This is a genomic window from Bisbaumannia salifodinae, from assembly GCF_055388505.1.
On sequence record NZ_AP043781.1, the window covers coordinates 1,220,523 to 1,247,214 of the forward strand.

Genomic DNA, 26,692 nt, shown 5'->3' on the forward strand with positions numbered 1-26,692 from the left:
TTATCTGGCACCCGAAACCCCGACCTTCACCATGTCTTTCTGATTCGCCATCGGGGAGGGCCAACGGCATGAGACCTTCGACCCGCTCTTTATCTGGCACCCGAAACCTCGGCCTTCACCATGTCTTTCTGATTCGCCACCGGGGAGAGACGGCGGCATGATCCGACTACGGCTCTATACCACCCTGGGCTGTCATCTCTGCGAGGCGCTCGAGGCGCTGCTGGCGAGGCTCTGCTCCCAGGCGTACGACCTCGAACGGGTCGAGATCAGCGAGGATGACGCCCTGGTGGAGCGCTATGGGGTGCGCATCCCGGTGCTGGTGGCGGAGGATGGCGAGGAGCTGGATCGCGGCTTCGAGGCGCCGCGGCTGGCGGCCTGGCTGGCCGCCCGGGGCTGGCTCGACGAGGCCGCCTGGCGGCGGCTGCAGGCCCCGGCCCCGCAGGCCGAACCCGTTGATGCAGAGATCCGCCACGGCCGGCGTTACTTAGGCTAACCACAGGATATTGAAGGGGGCCTCCGGGCAAGGTGGCTCGCTTGCACCGGGACGAAACCCCGACGCTACGCGAGCCGCGCGACGCGACGAATCGGACCGAGGTCCCTCTCGCCGATTCTCGATCGTCATCCCTGTCGATCGCCGCTGCTTGGCTCGCTGCGCGTCGGCGTCCCGGCGAAATCGCTCGCCTACTTCCCGGAGGCCGACCCTACATAGGCGTCGTGCAAGCTTCCGTCAGGCGTTATCCAGCAGCGAGAGCTGGCGCACGGCGTCCTGACCCTCGGGGGAGTCGGCCTGCACCTCGAGGACCTTGTGCAGGCCCCGGGAGCGCTGGATGGTGGCCTCGTCATCGAGCCACATCATCGCCTGGTCGTGATCCTCGGCCAGCTGGTGCTTGAGGCCGCCGAACTGGGTACCGATCTGCCCCCAGGCGCGGCTGAAGATCCAGTCACCGAACATGTCCTGGTGGATATGGATCAGCACATAGTCATGGTCACTTTCCCAGCGGACGATCACGGCGGCTCCTGGTGGCGGCGAGGGGGCCCCGGTGGGGCGAAGCTGCTATTGTAGCGACCTGCCTCCCATGAACAAGCCATCCCCAGGAGTCATGCATGCCTGCCCCCCGACGGATCATCGTGGACGCCAATATTCCCGCCGCCGAGGCCTGCTTCGGCGAGCTGGGCGAGGTCCAGCGCCTGCCCGGCCGCGACATCGCCCCCGAGGCGCTGGCCGAGGCCGAGGTGTTGATCACCCGCTCCATTACCCGAGTCGACCGGGCCCTGCTGGACCAAGCGCCGCGGCTGCGTTTCGTGGGCACCTGCACCATCGGCACCGACCATATCGACCGGCAGGCGTTGACCGAGCGCGGTATCGGCTTCAGCAGCGCCCCGGGCTGCAATGCCGAGGCGGTGGTGGACTATGTGCTGGCGGCCCTGACCTGGGCGGCGGAGCGGGAAGGCCAGGAGCTCGAGAAGCGCCGGGTGGGTATCGTCGGGGTCGGCCAGGTGGGCGGGCGCCTGGCCGCGCGCCTGACGGCGCTGGGCATCGAGGTGCTGTGCTGCGACCCGCCCCGGGCCGAGGCGGAGGGCGGCGAGGGCTTCCACGACCTGGAGACCCTGATCGAGCGCTGCGACGTGCTCTGCCTGCATACGCCCCTGGTGCGGAGTGGGTCCCATGCCACCCATCACCTGCTCGGTGCGCGGCGCCTGGCGGCCCTGCGCCCGGGCACCTGGCTGCTCAATGCCGGGCGTGGCGACTGCCTGGACGGCGAGGCGCTGAAGGCCCGCTTGGTGGCACGGGGCGACCTGATCACCCTGCTGGATGTCTGGGAAAACGAGCCCGCCATCGACGCGGCCCTGTGGCGGGCGGCCGACCTGGCCACCCCCCATGTGGCGGGCTATAGCCTGGATGGCAAGCTGCGTGGCACCCATCAGGTCTATGTTGCCGCCATGCATCACTTCGGCCTGCCGGCCCGGCGCAAGCTGGCTAGCCTGCTGCCGCCACCGGCCCTGCCTCGCCTGACCCTGGACGCCGGCCTGAGTCCCTGGGACGCCCTGCGGCTCTGTATCCGTGCCTGCTATGACCCGCGACGCGACGCCCTGGGGCTGGCGCGCTTCGCCCGCGAGCGGGGCATGGCCCGTGGCTTCGACGGTTACCGGGCCGATTACCCCTTGCGGCGCGAGTTCGCCACCCTGAGGGTGGCGCTGCGGGAGGGGGCCGCCGAGCTGGCCCCCTGGCTCGAAGGCGCCGGCTTCCGCGTCGAGCTCACCTGAACGCATCGGGCCCGCCATTGGCGGGCCCGATGCGTAAGACGATCGAAAAATCACTTACTGCCGATAGGCGGCTTCCTTCAGGGCCCGGCTACGGTCGGGCCGGTGGAAAGGGGCGGGTGACGATAGCCGGACCCGCCCCGGTTGGCAGTTACTGGCGATAGGCGGCTTCCTTGAGCGCGCGGATACGATCATCCAGCGGCGGGTGACTGGCGAAGAGCCGCTCCATGATCTTGCGGGTCCGGCCGGTGGTGATGGCGAAGGCGGTCAGGGTGTCCGGCATCTGGTCGGGCAGCTCGGTCTCGGCCTTGAGGCGGGCCAGGGCGTTGATCATGGCCCCGGAGCCGGCCAGCCGGGCCCCCGCCGCGTCGGCGCGGTACTCCCGGAAACGCGAGAACCAGGCCACCACCGCCGAGGCGATGATACCGAAGACGATCTCGGCGACGATCACCACCGCGAAGTAGCCCATGAAGCCGAGGCCTTCGCCATCGGTGCGGCTCTTCAGGAACTGATCCACCAGGTGGGCGACGACCCGGGCGAAGAACATCACGAAGGTGTTCACCACCCCCTGGATCAGCGCTAGGGTGACCATGTCACCGTTGGCCACGTGGCCGATCTCGTGGGCCAGCACCGCGCGGACCTCTTCGGGACGCATGCGGTTGAGCAGGCCGGCGGAGACCGCCACCAGGGCGTCGTTCTTGTTCCAGCCGGTGGCGAAGGCGTTGGACTGCTGGGCGGGGAAGATGCCCACCTCCGGCGTCTTGATGCCGGCTTCCCGGGAGAGCTCCTCGACGGTGTCCAGCAGCCACTTCTCGGTGGCATTGGAGGGGGTCTCGATGATCACGGTGCCGGTGCCACGCTTGGCCATCCACTTGGAAATGAACAGCGACACCATCGAGCCGGCCATGCCGAAGATAAAGCAGAAGATCAGCAGGCTGTTGAAGTTGATGCCCTGGGCATTGAGGTAGGGCTCGACGCCCAGCAGTCTCAGGGTAATGCTGGCGACGACGATCACCGCCAGGTTGGTGCCCAGGAAGAGCAGGATTCTCATCATCGGGGGAATCTCCGTAGGAGTGGCAACCTCAGAGGGCGGCGGCATGCCGCCGCCCGGGAAAAGCAATGACGATTAGATACGGCCTTTGGCGGCGGGTTTCAAGTGCGCTTTCAAGCCGTTAGCTCGCTGGTTCGGCGCCCCGTGCTACAGCCCCTTGCGGTAGCGCTCCAGGAAGCGCGCGAAGCGGTCCAGGGCGTCGCCCAACTGATCGGCCCAGGGCAGGGTGACGATGCGCACATGGTCCGGCGCCGGCCAGTTGAAGGCGGTGCCCTGCACCAGCAGGATCTTCTCCTGCAGCAGCAGGTCCAGCACCAGTTTCTCGTCGTCGGCGATGGGGTAGACCGCCGGGTCCAGGCGCGGGAAGGCGTAGAGGGCGCCCTTGGGCTTGACGCAGCTGACCCCGGGGATGGCGTTGAGCTTCTCCACGGTGATATCGCGTTGGGCCAGCAGGCGCCCGCCGGGCAGGATCAGGTCGTTGATCGACTGGTAGCCGCCCAGCGCCGTCTGGATGGCATGCTGGGCCGGCACATTGGCGCACAGGCGCATCGACGCCAGCATATTGATGCCCTGGATAAAGTCGGCGGCGCGCTGCATGGCCACCTGGCCGGAGAGGATCATCCAGCCGGAGCGGAAGCCGGCGCAGCGGTAGCTCTTGGAGAGGCCGTTGAGGGTCACCACCAGCTGGTCGTCGCCGGCCAGGGCCCCGGTGGAGACGTGCTCCACCCCGTCGTAGAGGATCTTGTCGTAGATCTCGTCGGAGAACACGATCAGGTCGTGCTCCCGGGCGATCTCCAGGATCTCCCTGACAACCTCCGGCGGGTAGACGGCGCCGGTGGGGTTGTTGGGGTTGATGATCACGATGGCCCGGGTATGGCCGGTCACCTTGGCGCGGATATCCTCCAGGTCCGGGGCCCAGTCCGCCTGCTCGTCGCACAGGTAGTGCACGGCGCGACCGCCGGCCAGGTTGGCGGCGGCGGTCCATAGCGGATAGTCCGGGGCCGGGATCAGTACCTCGTCGCCGTCGTTGAGCAGCGCCTGCATGGCCATCACGATCAGCTCGGAGACCCCGTTGCCGATATAGACGTCCTCGATGCCGACATGGGGAATCTGCTTGCGCTGGCACTCCTGCATGATCGCCTTGCGCGCCGAATAGAGCCCCTTGGAGTCGCAGTACCCCTGGGCGGTGGGCAGGTTGCGCATCACGTCCTGGAGGATCTCCTCCGGGGCCTCGAAGCCAAAGGGCGCGGGGTTGCCGATATTCAGCTTGAGCACCCGCTGGCCTTCCTCTTCCAGGCGCTTGGCATGGTCGAGCACCGGGCCGCGGATGTCGTAGCAGACGTTATGCAGCTTGTGTGACTTCTTGATCGGGGGGGGGGTGTCCATGGGCGTTGGGAATCCGCTGTCCAGTCGGGGGCGCGGCGCCCCCGAGCGTTGTCATCTAGGAATCTGTTGGCGAGTCCGGCGTCTCGTCCTCGGCGGCCGGCTCCGGGGGAATATCCGCCGGGGTCTCCAGGCTCAGGCGACCCAGCTTGCCGGCGCGTAGCTCATGCAGCAGCACCTCGGCACCGCGGTGCAGGTCGACCTCGCCACCGGGGCGCAGGCCACCGCGCTTGGCGGCGATCTCGGTGAGGATGGCATGGCCATCGAAACCGGCCAGGGCCAGCAGGTCGAGGCGACGGGGACCATCGGCATCCACCGCCTCGGCCTCCGGGTTGGCGGCATAGGCGGGCAGGGCCTTGAGCTTGTAGCGGCTCGTCAGGGCCTCGGGATAGCGCTTGGCCAGCTCCGCCGCGGTGACGATGGCCACCTCCACATAGTCGATGGCGGTATCGCGAATGGCGCCGCTGGCGGCCAGACGGAAGGCACTGGCCTGATCCTCGATCTTCGGCCACAGCACCCCCGGGGTGTCGATCAGCGCCACCCGGCCGTCGATGCGCACCTTCTGCTGGCGCTTGGTGACCGCCGGCTCGTTACCGGTCTTGGCGATCTTGCGGCCCGCCAGGCCATTGATCAAGGTCGACTTTCCCACATTGGGAATGCCCATCACCATGACCCGCACATCGCGGTCGGCGCGTACCTGGCCGGCCAGGACATGGCACAGCTTGGGGATGCCCTTGAGCTCCCGGGCCTGGGTGGTGGTCACCGCCAGGGCGCGGGTGTCCGGCAGGCCATCGAAATAGTCGACCCACTCCTGGGTGCGCACCGGGTCGGCCAGATCGGCCCGGGACAGCAGCTTGAGCACCGGCTTGTGCTGGGTCAGTTCGGCCAGCATGGGGTTGGCGCTGGAGTAGGGCAGGCGGGCATCGAGCACCTCCAGTACCACGTCGATCTCGGGCAGGGCCTCGGTGATCTGGCGGCGCGCCTTGTGCATGTGTCCCGGGTACCAGCCGAGCATGATGCGTGTCTCCTGGGCAGAAAAAACGGCCGTTCATCTTAGCAGATGAACGGCCGTCGGCGCTGCTTCAACTCAGCGTGTCTGGAGACTATTCCCCTTCGTGGAAACTGATGGCCAGTGAGTTGATGCAGTAGCGCAGCCCGGTGCTCTCGGCGGGGCCATCCTCGAAGACATGCCCCAGGTGAGCATCGCAGTGGGCACAGACCACCTCGGTGCGCACCATGCCGTGGGTAGTGTCCGGATGCTCCTCCACCGATGACTTGCCGAGTGGGCGGTCGAAGCTGGGCCAGCCACAGCCGGCATCGAACTTGTGCTCATTCTCGAACAGGGGAGCATGACAACAGACGCAGTGGTAGATGCCCTGGGCATCGTTGACCCGGTAGTCGCCGCTGAAGGGCGGCTCGGTGCCCTTCTCGCGAGTCACATGGAACTGCTCGGGGGTGAGTTGGCTGCGCCATTCGGCGTCACTCTTCTCGATCTTCTTGCGCATGGCGTCCTCTCTGGCTGCTGCCGGTCGCCGCCGCGGGGCGGCAGGGTCGGGGGCGGCCGATGGCCCCATCTATAGGGTAGCTTCTCGAGGCCAAAAATTGGCGCTTAACCAGAGGCTTGACACCCTAGGACCCGCTCAGTAATATACGCGCCACCTCGACGAGGCAAGGCAGCGTCCCATTCGTCTAGTGGTCTAGGACACCGCCCTTTCACGGCGGTAACAGGGGTTCGAACCCCCTATGGGACGCCACTCCTCGGCGCGGTAGGATGATCGAAAAAGCGGGAATAGCTCAGTGGTAGAGCATCGCCTTGCCAAGGCGAGGGTCGCGAGTTCGAATCTCGTTTCCCGCTCCAGGCTTCGGCCTGGTAATGAAGCGGCGGCACAGGGTCGCGAGCTGGTACGCCAGCCCGGTCGATCTCGTTTCCCGCTCCAGGCTTCGGTCTGGAAGCAGCTGAAAAGCTATGCGTCCCATTCGTCTAGTGGTCTAGGACACCGCCCTTTCACGGCGGTAACAGGGGTTCGAACCCCCTATGGGACGCCACTTCGATCCATCCGAGGCGAAGCAAGCATCAGCGGGAATAGCTCAGTGGTAGAGCATCGCCTTGCCAAGGCGAGGGTCGCGAGTTCGAATCTCGTTTCCCGCTCCAGCTTTTACAAGCTACTGCGTCCCATTCGTCTAGTGGCCTAGGACACCGCCCTTTCACGGCGGTAACAGGGGTTCGAACCCCCTATGGGACGCCACTTCGCACACATCGATGATTAGCGGGAATAGCTCAGTGGTAGAGCATCGCCTTGCCAAGGCGAGGGTCGCGAGTTCGAATCTCGTTTCCCGCTCCAATCGATACTCCAAGGATTTTGAGAGCCAAGGCTCGGGTTCACGAGCTGGAACGCCAGCCCGGTCGAATCTCGTTTCCCGCTCCAATCGATACTCCATGGATTTCAAGAGCCAAGACTCGGGTCACGAGCTGGTACGCCAGCCCGGTCGATCTCGTTTCCCGCTCCAATCGATTCTTTAAGGAACTGCCAGGCACTTGCCTAGGCGGTTTTTTTGCTTGTACAGCCAAGGCTCGGGTCACGAGCCGGTGCGCAGGTCCGATCGATCTCGTTTCCCGCTCCAATCGACCTGTCTAAAGAAGCCGCCAGGCAATTGCCTAAGTGGATTTTTTGTTTTTCTCCCCTGATAGCGGCTTCCTCGCCCGGGCTTCGAGCCCCACTTCCTCTCTCGGCATTGCAATCGGCGCGCTGGCCCACATAATTTGTAGCCTAATGAGTGACGCAGAGGTGACTTCATGGCCGACTCGGCCCTGTCCATTCCGGCCCTGTCCATACGCGGCCTGACCAAGGTCTACGCCAACGGCTTCCAGGCCCTCAAGGGCATCGATCTGGAGGTGGCCGAGGGCGACTTCTTCGCCCTGCTGGGCCCCAATGGCGCCGGCAAGTCCACCACCCTGGGGGTGGTCAGCTCCCTGGTGCAGAAGAGCGACGGCAAGGTCGAGATCTTCGGCACCGATATCGATCGCGACTTCGCCCGCGCCAAGTACCACCTGGGCGTGGTGCCCCAGGAGTTCAACTTCAACCAGTTCGAGAAGGTGATCGATATCGTCCTGGCCCAGGCCGGCTACTACGGCATGCCGCGCCGCGAGGCGCTGCCCCGGGCGGAGGAGCTGCTCCGGGACCTGGGGCTGTGGGACAAGCGTAATGGCAGCGCCCGGATGCTTTCCGGAGGCATGAAGCGCCGGCTGATGATCGCCCGCGCCCTGATGCACCGCCCCCGGCTGCTGATCCTCGACGAGCCCACCGCCGGGGTGGATATCGAACTGCGCCGCAGCATGTGGGACTACATGCGCCGCATCAACCGGGAGGAGGGCACCACCATTATCCTGACCACCCACTACCTGGAGGAGGCGGAGAGCCTGTGCCGCAATGTGGCGATCATCAACCACGGCGAGATCATCCGTAATACCGGCGTGCGCGAGCTGCTCGCCGAGCTCGACACCGAGACCTTCCTGCTCGACCTGGCCCGCCCCCTGGCCGAGGCTCCCGCGGTCGAGGGCTTCGAGGTCAGCCTCAGCGAGCCGGCCCAACTGGCGGTGGCGGTGCATCGTGGCCAGCGCCTGAATGACGTCTTCGCCGCCCTCAACGACCGGGGCATCGAGGTGGTCTCCATGCGCAACCGCGCCAACCGCCTGGAAGAGATGTTCGTCTCCATGGTGGAGCAGGGCAATGCCGCCACCGCCAAGGCGGAGGGTCAGGCATGAGTCCACAGCAGATCGCCATCGCCCTCTGGACCCTGCTGGTCAAGGAGATCAAGCGCTTTACCCGTATCTGGCCGCAGACCCTGCTGCCGCCGTCGATTACCATGACCATGTACTTCATCATCTTCGGCAGCCTGATCGGCTCGCGGATCGGCGAGATGGATGGCTTCGGCTACATGGACTTCATCGTGCCGGGGCTGATCATGATGTCGGTGATCACCAACAGCTACTCCAACGTGGCCTCGAGCTTCTTCTCCAACAAGTTCCAGCGCAGTATCGAAGAGATGATGGTCTCGCCCATGCCCAACTGGGTGATCCTCTCCGGCTTCGTGCTGGGGGGCATGGCCCGGGGCCTGGGGGTAGGGGTGATCGTGACGATCGTCTCGCTGTTCTTTACCCGGCTGAGCGTGGCGCACCCGCTGCTGACCATCGCCGTGGTGGTGCTGACCGCGGCGCTGTTCTCCCTCGGCGGCTTTATCAATGCCCTGCTGGCGGACAAGTTCGACGATATCTCCATCGTGCCCACCTTCGTGCTGACGCCCCTGACCTACCTGGGCGGGGTCTTCTACTCCATCTCCCTGCTGCCGAGCTTCTGGCAGGGGGTGTCGCTGCTCAACCCCATCCTCTATATGGTCAATGTATTCCGCTACGGCTTCCTCGGCGTCTCCGATATTCCCGTGGGCTGGGCCCTGGCGGCCATCCTCTGTTTCATTCTGGTGCTCTTCGCCATCGCCCTGTGGATGCTGGAGCGCGGTAAAGGTATTCGCTCATGACAAGTCACCGTCCCGACACCCTCGAGCACGCCCCCCTGGGGCGTGACTCCGCCTACCCCGAGCACTACGACGCCGGGCTGCTTTATCCCATTCCCCGGGCCGCCAATCGCGCGCCCCTGGGGATCGAGGAGGGCCAACTGCCCTTCGTCGGCGAGGACGAATGGCACGCCTTCGAGCTCTCCTGGCTCAATGCCCGCGGCAAGCCCGTGGTCGCCGTGGCGCGCTTCCGGCTGCCGGCGGACTCGCCGAACCTGATCGAGTCCAAGTCCTGGAAGCTCTACCTCAATAGCTTCAACCAGACCCGACTCGAGAGCCGCGAGGCGCTGATCGCCACCCTCGAGGCCGACCTGGCCGCCGCCGCCGGCGCCCCCGTGACGGTGGAACTCTTCGGCGTAGACGATGCGGCGCTGGCGCCGCAGCGGCTGCCCGGCGACTGCCTCGACGACCTGGATATCGAGGTCAACGACTACACCCCCAGCGCCGAGCACCTGGTGGTGGGGGAGGAGGTCGTCGAGGAGACCCTCCACTCCCACCTGCTCAAGTCCAACTGCCCGGTCACCGGCCAGCCCGACTGGGGCAGCGTCTTGATCCGCTACCGGGGGCCCCGCCTCGACCGGGAGGGGCTGTTGCGCTACCTGATCTCCTATCGCCAGCACCAGGACTTCCACGAGCACTGCGTGGAGCATATCTTCACCGACCTACTGGCCCGGGCCCGCCCCGAGCGGCTCTTGGTAATGGCGCGCTACGTGCGCCGCGGCGGCCTGGACATCAGCCCCTGGCGTGGCACCCTCGGCGAGACGCCGCCGCTGCCGCTGCGCCTGGCACGACAGTAAGCCCCGGGCGGTGCTAGAGTGGCCGCCAAGGCCTACCGAGAACTTTTCTCATTGGATCTGGAGACAGAGCGGATGGATGCCATTTCCCTGCTGCACGAGCGCAGCTCCATGGGCAAGCTGATGGGCCCGCCCCCCAGCCCCGAGCAGCTCGAGGTGATCTACCGCGCCGCCCTGCGTGCGCCGGACCACAAGGAACTCACCCCCTGGCGCTTTATCGAGTTCTCCGGCGAAGGGCTCGACCGCCTCGGTGAGCTCTTCGCCGAGGCGGAGTACCGCGCCGACCCGCATATCGACGACGCCGCCCTGGACGCCGCCCGCAAGAAGCCCAAGCGGGCGCCGATGATCATCGCGGTGATCGCCAAGGTGCGCCCGGACATCCCCAAGGTGCCCAAGCTGGAACAGGTGATCTCCGCCGGCTGCGCCGCCCAGGGCATCCTGCTGGCGGCCTATGCCCAGGGCCTGGGGGCCATGTGGCGCACCGGCCACTACGCCTTCGATACCACCGTGCACAAGGGCCTCGGCCTCGGTGAAGAGGACGAGCTGGTGGGCTTTATCTACCTGGGCCAGCTGGCCGGTCGCCACAAGCCGCTGCCCAGTCGTGACCCCGCCGACTTCGTCGAACGCTGGAGCTGAGCATGCGATTGCCGGGCCAACCCCATCCGCGCCTGCCGCTGCCGCCGGCGGGACAGGACGAGGATCTGGACGCCTTCCTCGCCTGGCTGGGGGAGGCGATTCCCCTGGTCCGGCACCTGGGCATCCGCGCCATGCGCTGGGAGGGGGAGGCCCTGGTCTGGGAGCTGGCGCTCGCGCCCAACCTGAACGACAAGGGCACCGGCTTCGGCGGCGCCCTGACCGCCCAGGCCACCCTGCTGGGCTGGTGCTGGACCACCCTCTGGCTGCGCCGCCAGGGGCGCGCCCAGGACGTGGTGGTGGCCGAGGCCGGCCAGCGCTTCCTGGCCCCGGTCAGCGGCGACTATCGCCTGGAGTGTCGTCCCGAGCGACACGACGGCTCGGCCCAGTTGGCCGAGCGCCTCGCCGCCAAGGGCCGCGGCCGACTCGCCCTGAACCAGCGCCTCCATTGTGGCGATACCCTCTGCCTGGAGGCCCGCGGCGACTACGTTGTACTGCCCTGACGCCGACTGACGCGGATCGGGGGCTCACCGGGCGCAGCGGGTTTTCCAAAAAACGGCTTGCAATCGAAGACTTATATCGATAACATACGCGCCGTTCTTGAGCGAAAGGCCACGCGCCAAAGCCCGAGAACCACAATGCGGAGGGGTGTCCGAGTGGTCGAAGGAGCACGCCTGGAAAGTGTGTAAGTCGAAAGGCTTCGAGGGTTCGAATCCCTCCCCCTCCGCCAAAAATTACGATTAAGCCGCTGATTTCAGCGGCTTTTTCTTTTTGTATATCCTCCCGACCCACACTTTGACCCACACCTTGCGTCTGGCTTTCCTTGGCCCGCTCAGGACACTGCCGGACAGCTTTTCGCCTCTCTCAAGTATCTCACTCGATGGCCCTCCTGGCCCGGCAGCTGATCACACGATGGTCGTGCATCTGTGTGTACAGGAATGACAGTTGGCCCCACTTTCGGTACTGTCGCCCTAAGTGTTTTGAGCGGTGTGGCGCATAGCTCGCTTGATGATCACCTCTAACGCTGAGACAACAGCCGGCATAGGCGCTTGGGATGGACTGGGCGAGATCCCAGCTGTGCGGATGCCCATGATGGCCCGGAGCTCGACGAGCCGATGCCTCACGCCCCAGGCGTCGCCTAGTTCGGTGCGATGGAGCACGCAGACGCCGTCATAGCCGAGCGGCGCGGTTGGAGAGCTTTGAGGGGTTACGGTAGGCCGATGCCGAGGGGGCTGTGTGCTAAGGTCTATTTGTCATCGAGCAGGTACATGATGGAGATGCTAATCTGCCTGAGGCATTAGGGATTGCAAAGGAAGGTAAAATGATGGCTTTAAATCCGCTGTGGGTGGCCTGATGAGCAGGGAGTCAACCGGAATGCGCGATCCTGGCGGCTCGAAGTGGCACCGGTGGGACCCTCACATCCACGCGCCGGGGACGGTCTTCAACAATCAGTATCGTGGCGACGATGCATGGGAGCAGTTCCTCACGCGGGTTGAAACCTCTTCGCCCCGGATCCGGGCGCTCGGCATAACCGACTATTACAGCGTCGACGTTTACGAGGATATTCTGGCGCATAGGAGAGCGGGCCGCCTCGCCGAGGTGGACCTCATCTTTCCCAATGTAGAGCTGCGATATGGGATCGGGACCGGCAAGGGATCGCCGATCAACTTCCACCTTCTCGTCTCGCCCGATGATCCTGAGCATGTCGACCAAATTCGGCGCTTTTTGCGCGCCTTGACCTTCACCGCGCACGGCGAATCCTATCGCTGCGATCGGTCGGACCTCATCCGCCTCGGCCGCGCTCACGACAAGACGCTCACTGACGAGCGGGCCGCCTTCGCGGCCGGCGCCAACCAGTTCAAGGTAAACCCCGACGAGCTCCGCGCCGAGTGGAAGAAGAGCACTTGGGCGCAGGACAACGTTCTCATCGCGGTGGCGTCGGGCAGCAAAGATGGTACGTCCGGTCTTCAGAGCGACCCCTCGCTCGCCACCTTGCGTAAGGAGATCGAGCGAACAGCTCACATCATCTTCTCCTCGCAGCCTAAGCAGCGAGCATTCTGGCTCGGCCAGGGCGTGGTCTCGGTCGAAAAGCTCGTGTCCGATTGGAACGGCAGAAAGCCGTGCCTCCATGGTAGCGATGCTCACAGTCCCGACGACGTCGGTGTCGTGGAGCATGATCGATACTGTTGGATCAAGGGCGATCTAACCTTCGAATCCCTCCGTCAGACCTGCCTCGAACCTGAGGTGCGCTCCTTCATCGGTCATGCGCCGCCGCGTGGCGCCCTACCGTCTCAGGTCGTGACAAACGTCGACGTGTCCAACGCTCCATGGCTTATTACGCCGAGCATCCCGCTTAATGCGGGCTTGGTCGGCATTATCGGTGCGCGCGGCTCCGGTAAAACGGCGTTGGCGGACATCGTCACGGCCGGTGGCTACGCGCTGTCGCCCCATCTGAGCGAACGATCCTTCATTCGTCGTGCCAAGGACCATCTCGGCGAAACCTCTGCGCGGCTCATCTGGGAGGACGGAGGTCCGACCTCAAACGAACTCCGGCATGTCGAGATGGAAGACATCCTCGACTCACCGCGGGTCCAATATCTCTCGCAGCAGTTCGTTGACAACCTCTGCTCTGCCGAAGGCGTCACCGACGAGCTGCTTGCCGAAGTCGAGCGGGTCATCTATCAGGCCCACCCCGCCGAAGATCGTATGGGCACGACGACCTTCCGGGAATTGCTCGGCCTGCGCGCCGCGCGCGGCCGAGCGCTTAGGCGGTGCCATGAGGATGCGCTCGCTGAAGCAGCGTCAGAACTTAACATTGAGCGTGAGCGCAAGGCGAGCCTGCCAGGCCTGAAAAAGCAGCGCGCGGAGAAGGCTGTCTCGATCGTCAAAGACAAGCGCGACCGTAGCAGTCTGATTGGCAAAGGTGGCGAGGAACGCGCCAAACGCCTCGACGAAGCGTCCACGGCGGCCGAGTCCGTGCGTTTCCAGGTCGAGCAGGCCCAGCGGCGACGGCAGGCGCTGCTCGCCCTGAAGGGTGAGGTCGACGACACGCGCAAGACCAAGGCTCCAGCTCGCCTGCGACAGCTCCAGCTAGCCCATCCAGAGGCGGGTCTTTCCGCCGATCACTGGAAGGCATTCCTGCTGGAATTCTCCGGTGACGTTGACACGATCCTCGATACCGCAATCAAGGAAATCGACGGGAGCATACGCACGATGTCAGGCCCAGCAGTGGGCGAGATCACAATCGCGTCTGGAAACCCTCCTAGCCCAACATCGCTTCTACCGGATAGCGTCGCTCTCGAACAGAACACGCTGAGCCTCCTGAATAAAGAGGTGGCCCGCCTGCACGCCTTGATCGGTATCGACACCGAGAATGCAAAGGCCTTCGCGCGCCTGTCGGAAAAGATCTCCCGCGATGAGGCTGCACTCGCCAAGCTTGATCGGGACATTGAGAACGCCCAAAAAGCTGACGAGCGGATCAAGGAATTGATCCAGTCGCGCCGCGACAGCTATGCGTCTGTCTTCGACGGCATCGTCGACGAGGAGCGCGAGCTGTCCGCCCTCTACGCACCGCTGAAGACTCGGCTCGAGGAAGAGGAAGGCGCTCTCGGAAAACTCTCCTTCGCTATTCGCCGAGCTGTCGACATCACCGCCTGGGCTCAGCAAGGTGAGGACCTCCTCGACCTGCGAAAATCTGGGCCGTTCAAGGGACGCGGCGCACTGCTGGCCGCCGCGCAATCAGAGCTGCAAGCCGCATGGGAGTCGGGAACGAGCGCCGATGTCGCCGAGGCGATGTCCCGTTTTCGCGAAGCGCATGAACGCGATCTTGTCGAACACGCGCCGGTTGAGCGCAGCGATCCTCAGGCTTTCCGTGAATGGGCCGGGCGAATTTCCAACTGGCTCTATGGCACCGACCACATAACGGTCAGCTACGGTGTCCAGTATGAAGGTGTCAATATCGAGCAACTCTCACCCGGCACTCGCGGCATCGTCCTGCTCTTGCTCTATCTCGCGATCGACCGAGACGACGATCGGCCTCTGATTATCGACCAACCCGAAGAGAATCTAGATCCGAAGTCTATTTTCGACGAGTTGGTCGAACGGTTCCGGTGGGCCAAGCAGCGCCGCCAGATTATTATCGTCACACACAACGCCAACCTGGTGGTCAATACTGATGCCGATCAGGTGATTGTCGCAACCTGTGGTCCGCACCGTCCAGGCATGCTGCCGGAAATCACCTACCAGAGCGGCGGCTTGGAGAACCCGACGATCCGGCGGCTTGTGTGCGAAATACTCGAAGGCGGCGAAGCAGCCTTCCGCGAGCGCGCGCGGCGCTTGCGCGTCCAGATGTAGATGAGGGCGCAATCATGGAGGGGCATAATTTCGAGAGACTGAAAGCGCACATCCTGCCCTTGTCCGTGTCGCGAAGTTTCGACGTGGCCCGGAAAGAGTGGTCACTCGTCGCCGTGGAGATCAGTGAGGAATTCGATCAGTGCCCGTGCGGCAAAGATATCAAAGAGCACTGCTATATCCGCAATCGCCTGAACAGCAATGAGACGTATGTCGGCAATATCTGCATTAAGCGCTTTATTCAGATCGACACCGGGAACCTTTTTGACGGTTTGAAGCGGATTTCGAAAGATCTCACTGCCAACGCGAACAGCGACTTGATAGAGCATGCCTATCGAATGGGTTACCTCTATGGCGAAAATGAGTACACATTCCTCAAACAAATCATGCGAAAGAGAAACCTTTCGGCTGCACAGATGGCGTGGAAAGTCAAAATCAATCGACGGATCGTGAGCCAGACCGTGGTTAGGAAACGTACCGTTAGATAATGTTAGCTCTTCGCGCCTTATTTTTTAAGCCTTTGGGCGCAACTCTTGGGAGGGCGCACACTGATGTTCATTGAAGAGCTCGTTTTGACCAACTTCCGTTGCTTCGGGCCAGAGTCGACAACGATTGATCTAACCCATGGCCTCACAACCTTCGTTGGCGTCAATGGCGCAGGCAAAACGGCTGTGATGCAGGCACTTCAGCGCCTTTTTGGAATCACTGGCGATCAACGCCGCCTTCGCCGTCAGGACTTCCACATACCGGCTGCTGAATTGGACGCCCCGCTCCAACGCACGCTAGCAATAGAAGCGATCCTTGCGTTTCCCGAGTTGGATGCTGATGACGCGGATGTTAGAGCTATTCCAGAGTTTTTCCAGCAGATGGTCGCTGACAATTCCGGAAGGCTGAAGTGCCGGCTGTTTCTAGGGGCTACTTGGACGGACGATGGTTCGCTCGAAGGGACGATCGAGCAGAAATATTGGGCCGTTCGCACGTTCGGTCCTTTCACGGAAGCCGATTGTATCGAGTTGAAGGCAATCGACAGAGCGCGAATCCAAATGATCTATGTGCCCGCGTCACGCGACGGCGCATCCCAAGTGACGGCTTTTTTACGCGGCCGGCTCTGGAGGGCGATCAACTGGTCACAGGGTGTCAAAGAGACTTTTGCCGATGCCGGTGCAACCCTCAACAGTGCATTCGCAGCCGAAGCCGCTGTCGATGTCGTCGTAGACACCGTTCAGCGGCGTTGGCAGGAAGTTCACACGGCTGGGACAGACACCACGCCGCTGTTTCGCCCGGTCGACCTGCGATTTCAGGAGTTCATACGCAAGGTCGAGGTGGTTTTTCGCCCCGATGAAGCTGGCCGTGAGCGAGCGCTCGAAGATCTCAGCGACGGGCAACGGTCGCTTTTCCATCTAGCGATGACGGCCGCGACGCTGGACGTTGAAGCCAGCATTGCCGCGGACCCGGTCGCTGCAGGATTCCAGCCGGGCGGAGTTCCCCTGCCGGCCTTGACCCTCATCGCAGTGGAAGAGCCTGAGAACAACCTCGCGCCTTTCTATCTCTCCCGCATCATCCGGCAGATCGAAGACCTAACGAGCGGAGGCCGCGCGCAAGCTGTGGTCTCAAGCCATTCCGCAAGCATCTTGGCCCGAGTCGATCCGTCTCAAGTTCGCCACTTCCGTCTCAATCCAGCAGATCGAACGGCTCAGGTTCGCGTTATTCGCCTACCGGCGGGTCATGAGGATGCCTCGAAATTCGTGCGAGAGGCGGTACGAAGCTATCCGGAGCTCTATTTCTCTCGCTTCGCCGTTCTTGGCGAAGGCGCTTCCGAAGAAGTGGTGCTGCCGCGCCTTGCCAAGGCGATGGGTCTCGATATCGACCGTTCCTTCGTCGCTGTCGTCCCTCTTGGCGGTCGTCACGTTAATCACCTGTGGCGGCTTCTAACCGATCTCGACATCCCGTATGCGACGCTACTCGATCTGGATTGGGGCCGCGATGGCGGCGGCTGGGGTCGTATTAAGACTGTCTGCACGCAGCTTTTGGAGATTGGCGTCCCAGTGCAAGAGATTTTCGCCCAACCCAACCTGGCCAATCCCTCAGCAAATCTTGCGACCTTCGACGCTAATGCGATTGAGGATTACGCCGGTATTGCAGAATGGGCGTATGCTTTGCGTCGACATAACGTGTTCTTTTCTTCCCCTCTAGATCTCGATTATTCCATGTTACGAGCGTTTCCTGCGGCCTATCAGGTTACCGAGCAGGGAAGGCTGGGTCCCTCCCCAAGGGGAGAGCCGCGGGCTGCTGTCTTCGGCGAACAGGGGAGAGGCGACCTCTACGCGGCGGACCAGGAGCTGCTCCTGCGATGGTATCGCTACTTGTTTCTCGGCCGAGGCAAGCCGAGCACGCACGTCCGCGCCCTGAGTTCTCAGACACCTGAAGCCCTGATGACTCACGCCCCTGACGAACTCAGAGCACTTCTAACGTCTATTGCCAACCGCTTGACGCCAGCTCCACAGCCGGAGGCCTGATCATGATGCTCGTCCGTGCTCAAGATTGGCGACCGCGTGGTATCGACGACCTCGAGCCGGACGCCTGGCGTGCGCTGCGTCAGACTGGATCTACATGTGTCGTTGCAGGGCCTGGCGCCGGCAAAACCGAGTTTCTCGCTCAGCGGGCTGTTTACCTGCTCGAGACAGGATTATGCCCGGCGCCGTATCGGGTGTTGGCGATCTCGTTCAAGAGTGACGCAGCGAGTAATCTCGCAGCCCGCGTGCGGAAGCGTTGCCCACCCGAACTGTCGAACCGCTTCACCTCACTGACCTTCGATGCCTTTACGAAGAGTCTAGTGGACCGGTTCTTGACTGCGATACCCGCCGATTGGAGGCCCAGCCACCCCTATGACATTGCTTTTCCAGCTTTTCGTCAGGTTTCGAGTTTCCTAGATCTTGCCCGCCTGAATGCTCCGGAGGAGTGGCTGGCCGAAGTCGCGGGCCTGGGAGCAGGTAACTTCGAATCTCGGCATGTTGGTGCATACCGCCTGCCAATCGTGCGCCCGGCGCCGCAAACTGGCAAAGAGTTCACGATCCACCGTTGGTGGTCGGATCAGCTCGGAGCTCAGCCCCGGTCTGCCCTTAGCTTTGTCAGCCTCAACAGGCTCGCCGAATTGTTGCTGCGCTCCTATCCGCATATCCGGCGCGCCTTGCAACTGACCTATCCCTTCGTCTTCGTCGATGAGTTCCAGGATACGACTTACGCCCAGTATGACTTCCTGCTCTCGGCCTTTGGCGGTGCGAACAACGCTGTCACAGCCGTTGGTGACGACAAGCAACGAATTATGACCTGGGCTGGGGCACGGATCGACGCGTTCGACCGTTTTGCCACCGATTTCACAGCCGTCAGGATTCCGCTACTCTTCAATTTCCGATCTTCGCCGGACCTCGTTCACATTCAACATGTTGTGGCGCGTGCGCTCGACCCGACCGCGATGCCAACGATTGCCCGGGCCGCACGCCAGGTGGATGGGGAAGTGGCACAAGTCTGGCACAGCCCCACGACAGCGCGCGAGGCCGAACATCTTGCACAATGGCTGGTAGATGACATGGCAATACGCGGCCGGGTACCCCGCGATTACGCCATCCTGGTCAAGCAAAAATCAGACGATTTCGAGGCCGATCTGGCAGCACCACTGGCCCTCACAGCCCTGCGGCTGCGGAACGAGAGTCACACGCTGGGCCGCACAACACTCCAGGACCTTCTTTCCGACACGTTTGCGAAGATCGGTGTCGCTCTCCTCCGGCTGGGTGCGACCCGCCGCGCTCCGGATGCTTGGCAACTTTGCTCAGCGGCCTTGTTAGAAATCCGCGCGGTCGCATCTGGTGACGATGTAGCAGAGGCGCGAACCGAAGCAGAGCTCACAGCATTCCTAACGACGTTGCGCGCCGAAATGGCCAACACACCGCCAACAGTTGAAAACACTGTGGCCTTGGCCGATCAAGTTCTCGCATTCCTTGATGTGGCAGCTGTCGCTCGTACCTACCTCGAATATGCTTCCGGTGACCTTCTCGCTATCATGGTGGATGCCTTTCAGCAGCACCTAGCCGCATCAGCGCCCGGCGCAACGACGTGGGGTGAGTGCCTGGATGCGTTCGAAGGGGTTGGACAGATCCCCTTGATGACAGTCCACAAGAGCAAGGGGCTGGAATACGACACAATCGTCTTCGTTGGCCTCGACGATCAGGCATGGTGGGCGCACAGACCTGGCGATCCAGAAGGCCTGGCAACGTTTTTTGTGGCGCTCTCCCGTGCCAAACAGCGAGCGATATTTTCGTTCTGCCGGGAGCGTGGACGGCGGCAGCGCGTGGCCGAGTTATTTCAGCTCCTCACTGATGCGGGCGTGCCGGAGGTGGCGATATGAACATCGCGTAGAGTTTGGTTGACCGCGTCGGACATAATTCCTACCAATTGACAAATTGATTCTTCTGCTATATCTGCTTTTGACCGATAGCAGAAAAGCGATTTCAAATATCCCGTTGAAAATTAAAAAATAAACAACGGCATTCAATGCTAGTGCTGCCCAACAAGGGCAGCACCAGCACTATTTGATGGTTTGGATTAGAGATACCCCCTCTCCGCAAAGGACGAGCTCCCTTCACTCCCTACCACGATATGGTCTATCACTCGGATTTCCATAAGGCCCAAGGCTTCCTTGAGGCGTTGTGTGATGCGCCTATCGGCGTCGCTGGACTCCGGATTACCTGAAGGGTGGTTGTGGACCAGGATCACAGCTGCGGCATTGTGAGCCAGAGCCGTCTTCACGACTTCCCGGGGATAGACGCTTGCGGCATCAATGGTGCCGCGAAACAGTTCCTCGAAGCGGATGATGCGGTGCTGGCAGTCCAGAAACAGGGCACCGAAGACCTCATGCTCGTAGTCCTGCATCAAGGTCTGCAAGTAGTCGAAGGCTTGCACCGGCTGGGTGATCTTGCGGCCCTTGGCCAGTCGACGCCGTGCCAGGGCGCGGGCCATCTGCAGGATATCGGTTTCTGTCACGGGGGCAGTAACGTGATAGGTACCCGCCACTTCCCCCGCCACCAGTTTGGCGTGGTGCATGATGTTCTCCTCGAATCGTTGGATAGACTTTGGAAGGGGGCTGAGCAGCCCTTTGGGGAGGGGAAGGGGTCAGGCCGCCATGACCAGAGCCATTCGCCGTTCGAGTTCCTCGTAAAAGGCCTCGACGCGCTCGGCGATAGCGCGAATCATCACCTCGTCCCGGTAGGCTCGCTTCACGAACAGCGGCATCCCGGGCCAGTAGCTGACGAAGTCGATCCATTCGCGCTCGCTGGCCCACAGGCCGCCCTGACACTGGGCAACGTGCTCTTGGGGCAACTGGTCAGCTAGAAGCAGTTCGATCTGGTACTTGGGTAGCTTGGTCTTGATCTCGACGAGCCCGTTGTTGCCCACCAGGGCGTCTGGTGAGTAACCCACACCGTGGTTGAGGATGATGCCGACCTGCTTCAGGTGAAGCTGGCCGGTGGTCTCGTGGTAGAGCTCACGAGCGACTGGCTCCAGTTTGTGGCCACGTTGGGTGTGGGCATTGCCCTGGAAGGCCTCAGACGGCTCGCCGGTTATTCGCTCACCGATCAACTGGTGCATGTAGCTGATGGCACCGGCTCCGAAGCCTCCCGGCCCCTTGCCCTTCACCAGCAGCGTCTTCAGCTCTGACATGGTGACGATGCCGAGACGGGCGGCATGCCATTCGGGCGTGCCCTGGTCGAGTGTCAGGATCTGCATGACGAATCTCCTTCGAGACACAACGGCATAGCGGCGAGGAGCAGCTCCTCTCCGGTGTATGCGGGTGTCATGGGTAGTTATGGAAGTAGGGGGATGCGACCTGTTGATAGATCAGTGACGTTGCTGACGGGGCACGGCGCGCTTGTGCAGAGAGGCCCGCAGCTTGTCGAAGTCGCTGCGTGGTACGTACTCGGCCTCGCCGTACTTGCCGACGAACCACTCCTGGGTTGTGGGCGGACAGGCGGCGATCAGTTGCCTGATCTGAGCAGCCTGGAAGGGCGTGACGAGCTTGACCGGTGCGGCGGCATGGCCGTTGTCGTCCTGGCCGCGGGTAGTGATGTTAAGCAGCGCGCACAGCACGTAGCGCTTGCCGTAGCTGGTGGAAGAGCCGAAGGCCTGCACGGCGTTCTTGCTGCCGCTGGTATCGACCGGCAGCAGCATGCTGGTCTCCTCACGGTGGCCATCCTTGTGCATCAGCACGCCGGTGACCTGGATGCCACGCTCCTGGGTCTGGATACGGAAGCTCACCGCGAAGCCGTGCTCCTTCATGATCGGCCGGATGGTGTCGACGATATCCTCAAGGGTCGCGTAGGCACCGTTATTGCCCTGGCCACGCTCGGTGATGCTTGGTAGCTCCGTCTGCATGGCCGCCATGGCGGTGCTATAGGCCATCAGCGCCTGGCGATCAAGGATGCGCTCTTGCATCTGTAGCAGGCGCTCCATCTTGTCGATATCGACCTCGGGGTTGAGGGCTGCCCGCTCGATTACCTGGATGATCGCAGTGCTTTCCTGCGGCGATGAGTCTGGAGTCGACGACAGTTTGTTAACGGTAGACTGTCGGTGATTCGCTACCTGGTGCTTAGGCTTGCCGTTCTGGGAGGGAATGGGCATTGTCATGATGCTCTCCTTACCGATATTGGTTGATGATGTCTTGGAGCTGGTTAGCCGGGACCGGCTCCAGTGACACGATCACGCGATAGACTTGGCCTTTGGCCAGCACATGGGTTTGTGCCTCGTTTTCGCCAGCCCTTAGCAGTTGTCGGGTCAGTTGGGTCAGGGCGCGGCAGGTTTCGAATGTCAAAATTGGACGCATGTCTACCTCCAAGAAAAGAAATGCCCGGCTTTGGCGGGCCGGGCATTATGGGGTTGAACTTCCTAATGGTTGACGCAGGGTATAAAGTAATAAATACCCGATATGAGAAGGCTTGGTGTGGTTTGTAACTATGGATTCCTATGGCTTGACTGGTAATTGGCTGTATTTATTAGTTTGGCTGGAGTAGGTGAGGTTCTCGAGTGAAAGGTGGGGGGGAGCCCCCCACCTGCCTGGGCTTTATGGAAAGTATGGCCCTGGATTTAAACCAATAATATTTTGGTTGATGTCATAGCAAAACTCCATGACGCAATCTCGGAGGTTGTCAGCGACTGGGATATGCTCATGGAGGTCATCCCGCTCTACACGAATGACCTCTTCTTGCATAGTGACGTGGCAGAGGTCCTCCCGAGGAGGACACCATACATCGTAGGTATTGGAGTTTGATGCCGAGAAATGTTGTGGGTTTAGTCCGGTGACATACTGTGATCTAAACGAAGATTGAACCCGCTCTTCATTGTAACAAAGGAGACCGTCGCATCCATTGCCAGCCTCTACTATCGGCAAGAACTCGGTGATCTCTTCAATGTCGACCATGCCGATGCCATGCACATAGCAGGACTCGGGGTTGGTTCCATTGCAGTTCACTGAGTAATGACCGTTGACGTCAGTGTCAGCCGCGTTGAATCGACGGATATATTCTTCATGGTTTAAGCCAACAACGAAATCATCTGCGGTGTCTAGGCAGAAAATATCCCGGCAAACAATGTTCTGCTCAGTTGGTCTGACAAATGGGAGGTGGTGGTGAAGTCTAAGCTCCGATACCTCACTACGTTCCCCATCAGGGGTTTCGATGATATACCCGTCCCCATTCAAATAGACTTGAAACTTGTGTTCAGGTGGAAGAGCATGGGGTTCTACTTCCGTAGGCTCAACTTGGGCACGCATGCTAGGATGCGTCTGGTAGAAGGCATCATGGTCATTCTCAATGTACGGAGGTTCGAAGCTGTCAGCCATAGGGCCGGTACCGTATCGATAGGCATAGGCCCTGTTGGTGCTTGGGTCAGGGTGGAGGTAATAATCCCTGGTGATGCGAATGAGAGATCTGTTTACATCTTCCCAGTATTCATCTCCAGTTGGCAGCTGGCCTACGAAACTATTGCTTATCGAGTCTTGATATATGCCGCCCCCCTGATGAGTGGCTATGATATTGTTTGACTCTATCTTGGTTAATATTTCGCTGCGCTGATCAGTGCGGTACAGAATGGTTTCCTGACTGGGTAAGCTTTCTACCCTGCAATCCAAGAATAGGCCTTGTTCTACCACCAATCGGCATGGGATGGTGTCCGGGACTTCCGCTGTCAAACGAGTTGGAGTGTTAACATACCACCATTCATTGGCATGGACCTCACCGATAAGGCCAAGGGCTAGTAAGCTACTGATGATGTATCTCGTTTTTTTCATGGTGCATCTCCCTGCTTTAAGTTTATAAATGTTGATGAACATGCGCTGGCTTATGTCCAGGCTCAGTTTTACCTGTGTTTTTGGTCAAAGCCTTCTATCTTTTTTCCTCCTCAGCTTGGGGCTGAGGAGGTTCCGAAGAGTTGTTACCTCCAGCAAGAAGAGGGGTTTCATCTTGTTGTTCTGACTGGCAGGCTTCAACGATGAATATATGGCGATTTTCATAGCAAAATTTTACAAATAGCTCTGGTTTTACTATAAGCTGAATTGGCTTTGGCAGGAGGAAATATACTGTTTCGGCGATACTCTTGAATTTTTCTTCATCATTCACGATGCTCTCAGATAGTGGCCCCATGGCTTGATACCAAATCTGGCGAACTTTTGGCATCACCTCTATAAGAAGGCTTTTTTCTTTTTTCTCTTCTGCGAGAGTATGGTCTTGGTCTCCAGTTATATTGCTCTGTTTTTTCTCCTTGGATTTTTTTCCAAAAATATTGAACCTGGTTTTTTCTGATGGCTCTTTCATCTTTATTGCCTTATCAACCACAAGCAGCATGCTGCCTTCCTGCGGCATGACATATTCATCGCCATCTCCAAAGAAACAAATTTCACCCTTAAGGATTACGGCTGACTCTTTGTCTCTCTTGTTGGAACATATGACGGTAGCCATGCCGCTGACCACTAATACCGCCTCAACAGACTCCTTTTTAATATCAATGACATTTGGTCGATCGACAACCCTACAGCCATTCTCAAAGCCAACGCCATCTTTATTTCTCAACAGTCCAAGGATGTCAATTTTCTTCATTTACCACCTAGTATTAATAATAAAAAAACAGGCCGGAATAAACCTGACAGGGTTGGATGTCACTACTTTTTTATCGCTCTTCTGGCACGATATCGAGGCCATCATTTCCCCCCAGGTAGTCCTGCTGATAGTTAGCTCATTCCCATGGTCGTTGTTGACGGGGTATTCCGAAATTCCATGCCCCATCTGGCGGTCGCTGCTTGAGCGCCTGCCATAGCGGGGCCGAGATCACTGTCAAGGTGAGCCATCCCTGTCGCTTCACGTTCTTAGTCTCCATGCGTATGTGAAGGGCTGTGCAGCATTGACAGAAGACAACCCTAGAGGTTGATAGTCGCCTCTGTGAGTCCTTCAGTCAAATGAGTTGGCACCCAACCATGTGGGTTGAATTGGAGGGTGTCATGGTTGAAGCAACAGTGAGCAAGCCAGCAGATCGTATTGGCAGGGCGATCGCCAGGCACAGGACACGGAGCGGCCTGACACAGGATCAGGTGGCCGAGAGGCTGGGCATCGGTACTGAGGCTGTGTCCCGCATGGAGCGAGGCTTGGTCACGCCTAATATTGCTCGCCTGTTTGAGCTGGCCGTGCTGTTCGACTGTGAGGCCGCCGACCTGCTACGTGACATTAGCCCGCTGCCCGACGATCAGGCCCGGCGTATCCGAGGGCATCTTGAGAGGCTGAGCCCGTCGGATCGCGAGTTGGTGATCACCTTGGTCGATCAGCTCTGCGAACGGCTGGGACGCTCGGACGCCTGAACTCCCTCCGGCTCCGTGTCATAGGTAGCGCCACAGCGCAGGCAGAGATAAGCGTGGCCCATGAATTGCTGCTTCACGTCCCGTTCAAACGCCTTGATATTCCGCCAGTGCGCGGTTGCCCCGGCGATCCCTTGGGCCGAGAGGGTCGTGATGTAGTCCAGCAGTGTGGTGGCGCGGTGTGGGCTTTCCTCATTGGGTAAGGCGATGTCCGCTAGCTGGGTGCCGCGAAGGAAGCCGCCAAGGGTACCGATTACTCGGACCAGGCATCCGACGTCCTCGCGGGATAGCACCGCCGCTGACTGACAGAGTGCGCATGATGTTTCCACAGTGATGCCTCGTGATGCATGAGATTGATCGGGATGAGGGCCGCCGCTGGGCGGCCCTCTCCACCCAAATCAGGCGACCAGGGCCAACGCGGCCTCCAGGGCTTTATCCTTGAGCGCTGCCCCCTGGCCGAACCAGGCGGAGTCCATGCGGTAGTCGTTGTTCCGGGCACGACGCTCGTGGTCCACGTACTCCGTGACGGCGTTGAGCAGGCCCCAGGCGGTGTTCTTGGCCGTGCATAGCTTGGCACCACGTCCTTCCCCGTGATAAAGCTTCTGAACCCGGTTCATGGCGCGGTAGTTGGGCAGCTTGGAGGGATCCTCCAGTGGTTCCTCGGCATTGCAGATCACCGACTGGAAGTAGGTCTTCCCCTCTTCCTGGCTGATCTTGCGCTCGGCCAGGGTCTTCATGCGGTACATGAAATCGTCCCACTGCGAGACCGAGATCCCCAACTGCTGCTTGACGCGCTGAGGGTTGAACTCCGTGCTGTGGGGCACCTTCACGCCATGCGTCATGCCGTCCACAGCAATAGTCAGGGTGTTGTTGCACACCACACGGACGGAAGTCGGCGTGGCCACGGTGGCCAGCGATCCATCGCAGGACGTCGCCAGCAGCAGGTAAGCGTTGACCTGATCCTGGCCCTTGAGGGCCGTGCCCAGGCCACTGCGAGCCAGCGCCCAGAACTTGCGGCCGCCCTTGAGCACGCCGGCTGTCTCGAGCTCATAACCGGCGTACTCGGTCAGATCGCGGTAGAACTCCAGCACCTCCTCGGGCTGCACCACCTTGTAGCGCTGGGAGACCACCGACAGCGGAGCCTTGGTATCGGAGCGGTAGAGCACCTTCTGCTCCGGAAAGGAGTGGATGCTGCCCAGGTGGCCCACGCCATCGGCGATAAAGCGCACCGGGGATTCCTCGATGCTCCAGTCCATGCCGGCCTGCTGCCGCCAGACCTCCAGTGGTTGATGACGCGACAGCTGCTGCCCCAAGCCGTGCCAGGGGGTGTCGCCGATGTAGGCCATTTGCTCGACTTGATGTGCCATGGGAAATCTCCTTGACGAAAAAATGCCAGCAGAGCGCCGGCAGTGTTGGAAAAGCGAAATGACGGGGTCAGTCCAGCACTCGGAAGGCGTGGCCACAGCCCAGGCACAGCCAAGGTGTTCCCTCACCAGGCGGGAAGAAGTGCTGCACCATCTGGTGCCCGGCAGCCGCCCCGGCGATGCCGCCAGATGCAGCCGCAATCACCGCTGCAGCGATGCGAGTGAGGGGAAGCTGAACCGATGAGGTCAGCAGTCGGCCGGGTGAGTAGAGCGACGCGTAGGCGCCTTTGAGTGAGCCAGTCAGGGCTCCGGCGGCTGTTCCCAACTTGCTGGCGGTCTCAAGGTTGATGGCCCGCTGCGAGTCGCAGCGCAGGCAGGATGGGGGCATATCAAAACTCCT

General features: G+C 61.2%; 24 protein-coding genes and 7 tRNA genes. 19 read left to right on the forward strand and 12 right to left on the reverse strand.

Going from position 1 to position 26,692, the window contains the following annotated elements; all coding sequences use genetic code 11:
- The first annotated feature begins 157 nt into the window (after positions 1 to 157).
- The gene (locus ACZ5EF_RS05550; RefSeq protein ID WP_346061979.1) at positions 158 to 493 is read left to right on the forward strand and encodes a glutaredoxin family protein; all 336 of its coding nucleotides are present in this window, start codon (positions 158 to 160) and stop codon (positions 491 to 493) included.
- Between the two features lie 234 nt (positions 494 to 727).
- Here ACZ5EF_RS05550 and ACZ5EF_RS05555 read toward each other — a convergent pair whose 3' ends face one another.
- Entirely contained in the window at positions 728 to 1,009 is a 282-nt protein-coding gene (locus tag ACZ5EF_RS05555) for a hypothetical protein (RefSeq protein WP_146804483.1), read from the reverse strand.
- Positions 1,010 to 1,104: 95 nt separating this feature from the next.
- On the opposite strand from ACZ5EF_RS05555, the gene pdxB reads away from it, so the two are divergent.
- On the forward strand, positions 1,105 to 2,265 hold the full coding sequence (gene pdxB, locus ACZ5EF_RS05560) for a 4-phosphoerythronate dehydrogenase PdxB (protein WP_346061978.1): 1,161 nt from the start codon (positions 1,105 to 1,107) through the stop codon (positions 2,263 to 2,265).
- 148 nt (positions 2,266 to 2,413) lie between these two features.
- Here pdxB and htpX read toward each other — a convergent pair whose 3' ends face one another.
- The 4 genes from htpX to msrB all read right to left on the reverse strand — a co-directional run bounded on the left by htpX (position 2,414) and on the right by msrB (position 6,201).
- Positions 2,414 to 3,316 carry a protease HtpX gene (gene htpX, locus ACZ5EF_RS05565; RefSeq protein WP_346061977.1) on the reverse strand — a complete coding sequence of 301 codons (903 nt, stop codon included), beginning with the start codon at positions 3,314 to 3,316 and terminating at the stop codon, positions 2,414 to 2,416.
- Positions 3,317 to 3,460: 144 nt separating this feature from the next.
- Positions 3,461 to 4,699 (reverse strand): pyridoxal phosphate-dependent aminotransferase, encoded by a 1,239-nt coding sequence (locus tag ACZ5EF_RS05570; RefSeq protein WP_346061976.1) that lies wholly within the window; start codon positions 4,697 to 4,699, stop codon positions 3,461 to 3,463.
- Between the two features lie 55 nt (positions 4,700 to 4,754).
- Positions 4,755 to 5,711 carry a ribosome biogenesis GTPase YlqF gene (ylqF, locus tag ACZ5EF_RS05575; RefSeq protein ID WP_346061975.1) on the reverse strand — a complete coding sequence of 319 codons (957 nt, stop codon included), beginning with the start codon at positions 5,709 to 5,711 and terminating at the stop codon, positions 4,755 to 4,757.
- Positions 5,712 to 5,799: 88 nt separating this feature from the next.
- Entirely contained in the window at positions 5,800 to 6,201 is a 402-nt protein-coding gene (gene msrB / locus ACZ5EF_RS05580) for a peptide-methionine (R)-S-oxide reductase MsrB (protein ID WP_346061974.1), read from the reverse strand.
- Positions 6,202 to 6,374: 173 nt separating this feature from the next.
- On the opposite strand from msrB, the gene ACZ5EF_RS05585 reads away from it, so the two are divergent.
- From ACZ5EF_RS05585 to ACZ5EF_RS05660, 16 genes are all read left to right on the forward strand, one after another.
- Positions 6,375 to 6,450 (forward strand) — tRNA-Glu (locus ACZ5EF_RS05585).
- Between the two features lie 29 nt (positions 6,451 to 6,479).
- Positions 6,480 to 6,554, forward strand: a tRNA-Gly gene (locus tag ACZ5EF_RS05590).
- A gap of 112 nt (positions 6,555 to 6,666) precedes the next feature.
- Positions 6,667 to 6,742, forward strand: a tRNA-Glu gene (locus ACZ5EF_RS05595).
- A gap of 31 nt (positions 6,743 to 6,773) precedes the next feature.
- Positions 6,774 to 6,848: transfer RNA gene (locus ACZ5EF_RS05600), tRNA-Gly, on the forward strand.
- 18 nt (positions 6,849 to 6,866) lie between these two features.
- Positions 6,867 to 6,942: transfer RNA gene (locus tag ACZ5EF_RS05605), tRNA-Glu, on the forward strand.
- A 21-nt stretch (positions 6,943 to 6,963) separates the two neighbouring features.
- A tRNA-Gly gene (locus tag ACZ5EF_RS05610) sits at positions 6,964 to 7,038 on the forward strand.
- A gap of 467 nt (positions 7,039 to 7,505) precedes the next feature.
- A complete protein-coding gene (locus tag ACZ5EF_RS05615) occupies positions 7,506 to 8,459 on the forward strand; it encodes an ABC transporter ATP-binding protein (RefSeq protein WP_346062045.1) in 954 nt (317 codons plus the stop codon).
- Positions 8,456 to 9,229: an ABC transporter permease gene (locus tag ACZ5EF_RS05620; protein ID WP_346061973.1), complete on the forward strand. Its 774-nt coding sequence runs from the start codon at positions 8,456 to 8,458 to the stop codon at positions 9,227 to 9,229. Before ACZ5EF_RS05615 ends, ACZ5EF_RS05620 begins: the two co-directional genes overlap by 4 nt.
- A complete protein-coding gene (queF, locus tag ACZ5EF_RS05625) occupies positions 9,226 to 10,062 on the forward strand; it encodes an NADPH-dependent 7-cyano-7-deazaguanine reductase QueF (protein ID WP_346061972.1) in 837 nt (278 codons plus the stop codon). Before ACZ5EF_RS05620 ends, queF begins: the two co-directional genes overlap by 4 nt.
- 72 nt (positions 10,063 to 10,134) lie before the next feature.
- Positions 10,135 to 10,695, forward strand: a complete 561-nt coding sequence (locus tag ACZ5EF_RS05630) for a nitroreductase family protein (RefSeq protein ID WP_346061971.1) — start codon at positions 10,135 to 10,137, stop codon at positions 10,693 to 10,695.
- A 2-nt stretch (positions 10,696 to 10,697) separates the two neighbouring features.
- The gene (locus ACZ5EF_RS05635; protein WP_346061970.1) at positions 10,698 to 11,195 is read left to right on the forward strand and encodes a YiiD C-terminal domain-containing protein; all 498 of its coding nucleotides are present in this window, start codon (positions 10,698 to 10,700) and stop codon (positions 11,193 to 11,195) included.
- A 139-nt stretch (positions 11,196 to 11,334) separates the two neighbouring features.
- A tRNA-Ser gene (locus ACZ5EF_RS05640) sits at positions 11,335 to 11,422 on the forward strand.
- 644 nt (positions 11,423 to 12,066) lie between these two features.
- The gene (locus ACZ5EF_RS05645; RefSeq protein WP_346061969.1) at positions 12,067 to 15,045 is read left to right on the forward strand and encodes a TrlF family AAA-like ATPase; all 2,979 of its coding nucleotides are present in this window, start codon (positions 12,067 to 12,069) and stop codon (positions 15,043 to 15,045) included.
- A 14-nt stretch (positions 15,046 to 15,059) separates the two neighbouring features.
- Complete coding sequence (locus ACZ5EF_RS05650; protein WP_464122981.1) at positions 15,060 to 15,530, forward strand: hypothetical protein; 471 nt, start codon at positions 15,060 to 15,062, stop codon at positions 15,528 to 15,530.
- Between the two features lie 63 nt (positions 15,531 to 15,593).
- The gene (locus ACZ5EF_RS05655; protein WP_346061967.1) at positions 15,594 to 17,558 is read left to right on the forward strand and encodes an ATP-dependent nuclease; all 1,965 of its coding nucleotides are present in this window, start codon (positions 15,594 to 15,596) and stop codon (positions 17,556 to 17,558) included.
- A gap of 2 nt (positions 17,559 to 17,560) precedes the next feature.
- On the forward strand, positions 17,561 to 19,444 hold the full coding sequence (locus tag ACZ5EF_RS05660; RefSeq protein ID WP_346061966.1) for an ATP-dependent helicase: 1,884 nt from the start codon (positions 17,561 to 17,563) through the stop codon (positions 19,442 to 19,444).
- Between the two features lie 197 nt (positions 19,445 to 19,641).
- On the opposite strand, the gene radC is transcribed toward ACZ5EF_RS05660, so the two are convergent.
- The 6 genes from radC to ACZ5EF_RS05690 all read right to left on the reverse strand — a co-directional run bounded on the left by radC (position 19,642) and on the right by ACZ5EF_RS05690 (position 24,179).
- Positions 19,642 to 20,139 (reverse strand): RadC family protein, encoded by a 498-nt coding sequence (gene radC / locus ACZ5EF_RS05665; RefSeq protein ID WP_346061965.1) that lies wholly within the window; start codon positions 20,137 to 20,139, stop codon positions 19,642 to 19,644.
- 69 nt (positions 20,140 to 20,208) lie between these two features.
- Positions 20,209 to 20,820, reverse strand: a complete 612-nt coding sequence (locus ACZ5EF_RS05670) for a lambda exonuclease family protein (protein WP_346061964.1) — start codon at positions 20,818 to 20,820, stop codon at positions 20,209 to 20,211.
- A gap of 111 nt (positions 20,821 to 20,931) precedes the next feature.
- Positions 20,932 to 21,717, reverse strand: a complete 786-nt coding sequence (locus ACZ5EF_RS05675; RefSeq protein ID WP_346061963.1) for an ERF family protein — start codon at positions 21,715 to 21,717, stop codon at positions 20,932 to 20,934.
- Positions 21,718 to 21,727: 10 nt separating this feature from the next.
- The gene (locus tag ACZ5EF_RS05680; protein WP_346061962.1) at positions 21,728 to 21,913 is read right to left on the reverse strand and encodes a hypothetical protein; all 186 of its coding nucleotides are present in this window, start codon (positions 21,911 to 21,913) and stop codon (positions 21,728 to 21,730) included.
- 237 nt (positions 21,914 to 22,150) lie between these two features.
- Positions 22,151 to 23,374 carry a hypothetical protein gene (locus ACZ5EF_RS05685; protein WP_346061961.1) on the reverse strand — a complete coding sequence of 408 codons (1,224 nt, stop codon included), beginning with the start codon at positions 23,372 to 23,374 and terminating at the stop codon, positions 22,151 to 22,153.
- Positions 23,375 to 23,468: 94 nt separating this feature from the next.
- Positions 23,469 to 24,179, reverse strand: a complete 711-nt coding sequence (locus tag ACZ5EF_RS05690; protein WP_346061960.1) for a hypothetical protein — start codon at positions 24,177 to 24,179, stop codon at positions 23,469 to 23,471.
- A 398-nt stretch (positions 24,180 to 24,577) separates the two neighbouring features.
- On the opposite strand from ACZ5EF_RS05690, the gene ACZ5EF_RS05695 reads away from it, so the two are divergent.
- On the forward strand, positions 24,578 to 24,931 hold the full coding sequence (locus tag ACZ5EF_RS05695; protein ID WP_346061959.1) for a helix-turn-helix domain-containing protein: 354 nt from the start codon (positions 24,578 to 24,580) through the stop codon (positions 24,929 to 24,931).
- Positions 24,932 to 25,326: 395 nt separating this feature from the next.
- Here the strand turns inward: ACZ5EF_RS05695 and ACZ5EF_RS05700 are convergent, their stop codons facing one another.
- On the reverse strand, positions 25,327 to 26,295 hold the full coding sequence (locus tag ACZ5EF_RS05700; RefSeq protein WP_346061958.1) for a DUF932 domain-containing protein: 969 nt from the start codon (positions 26,293 to 26,295) through the stop codon (positions 25,327 to 25,329).
- Positions 26,296 to 26,692 lie beyond the last annotated feature (397 nt).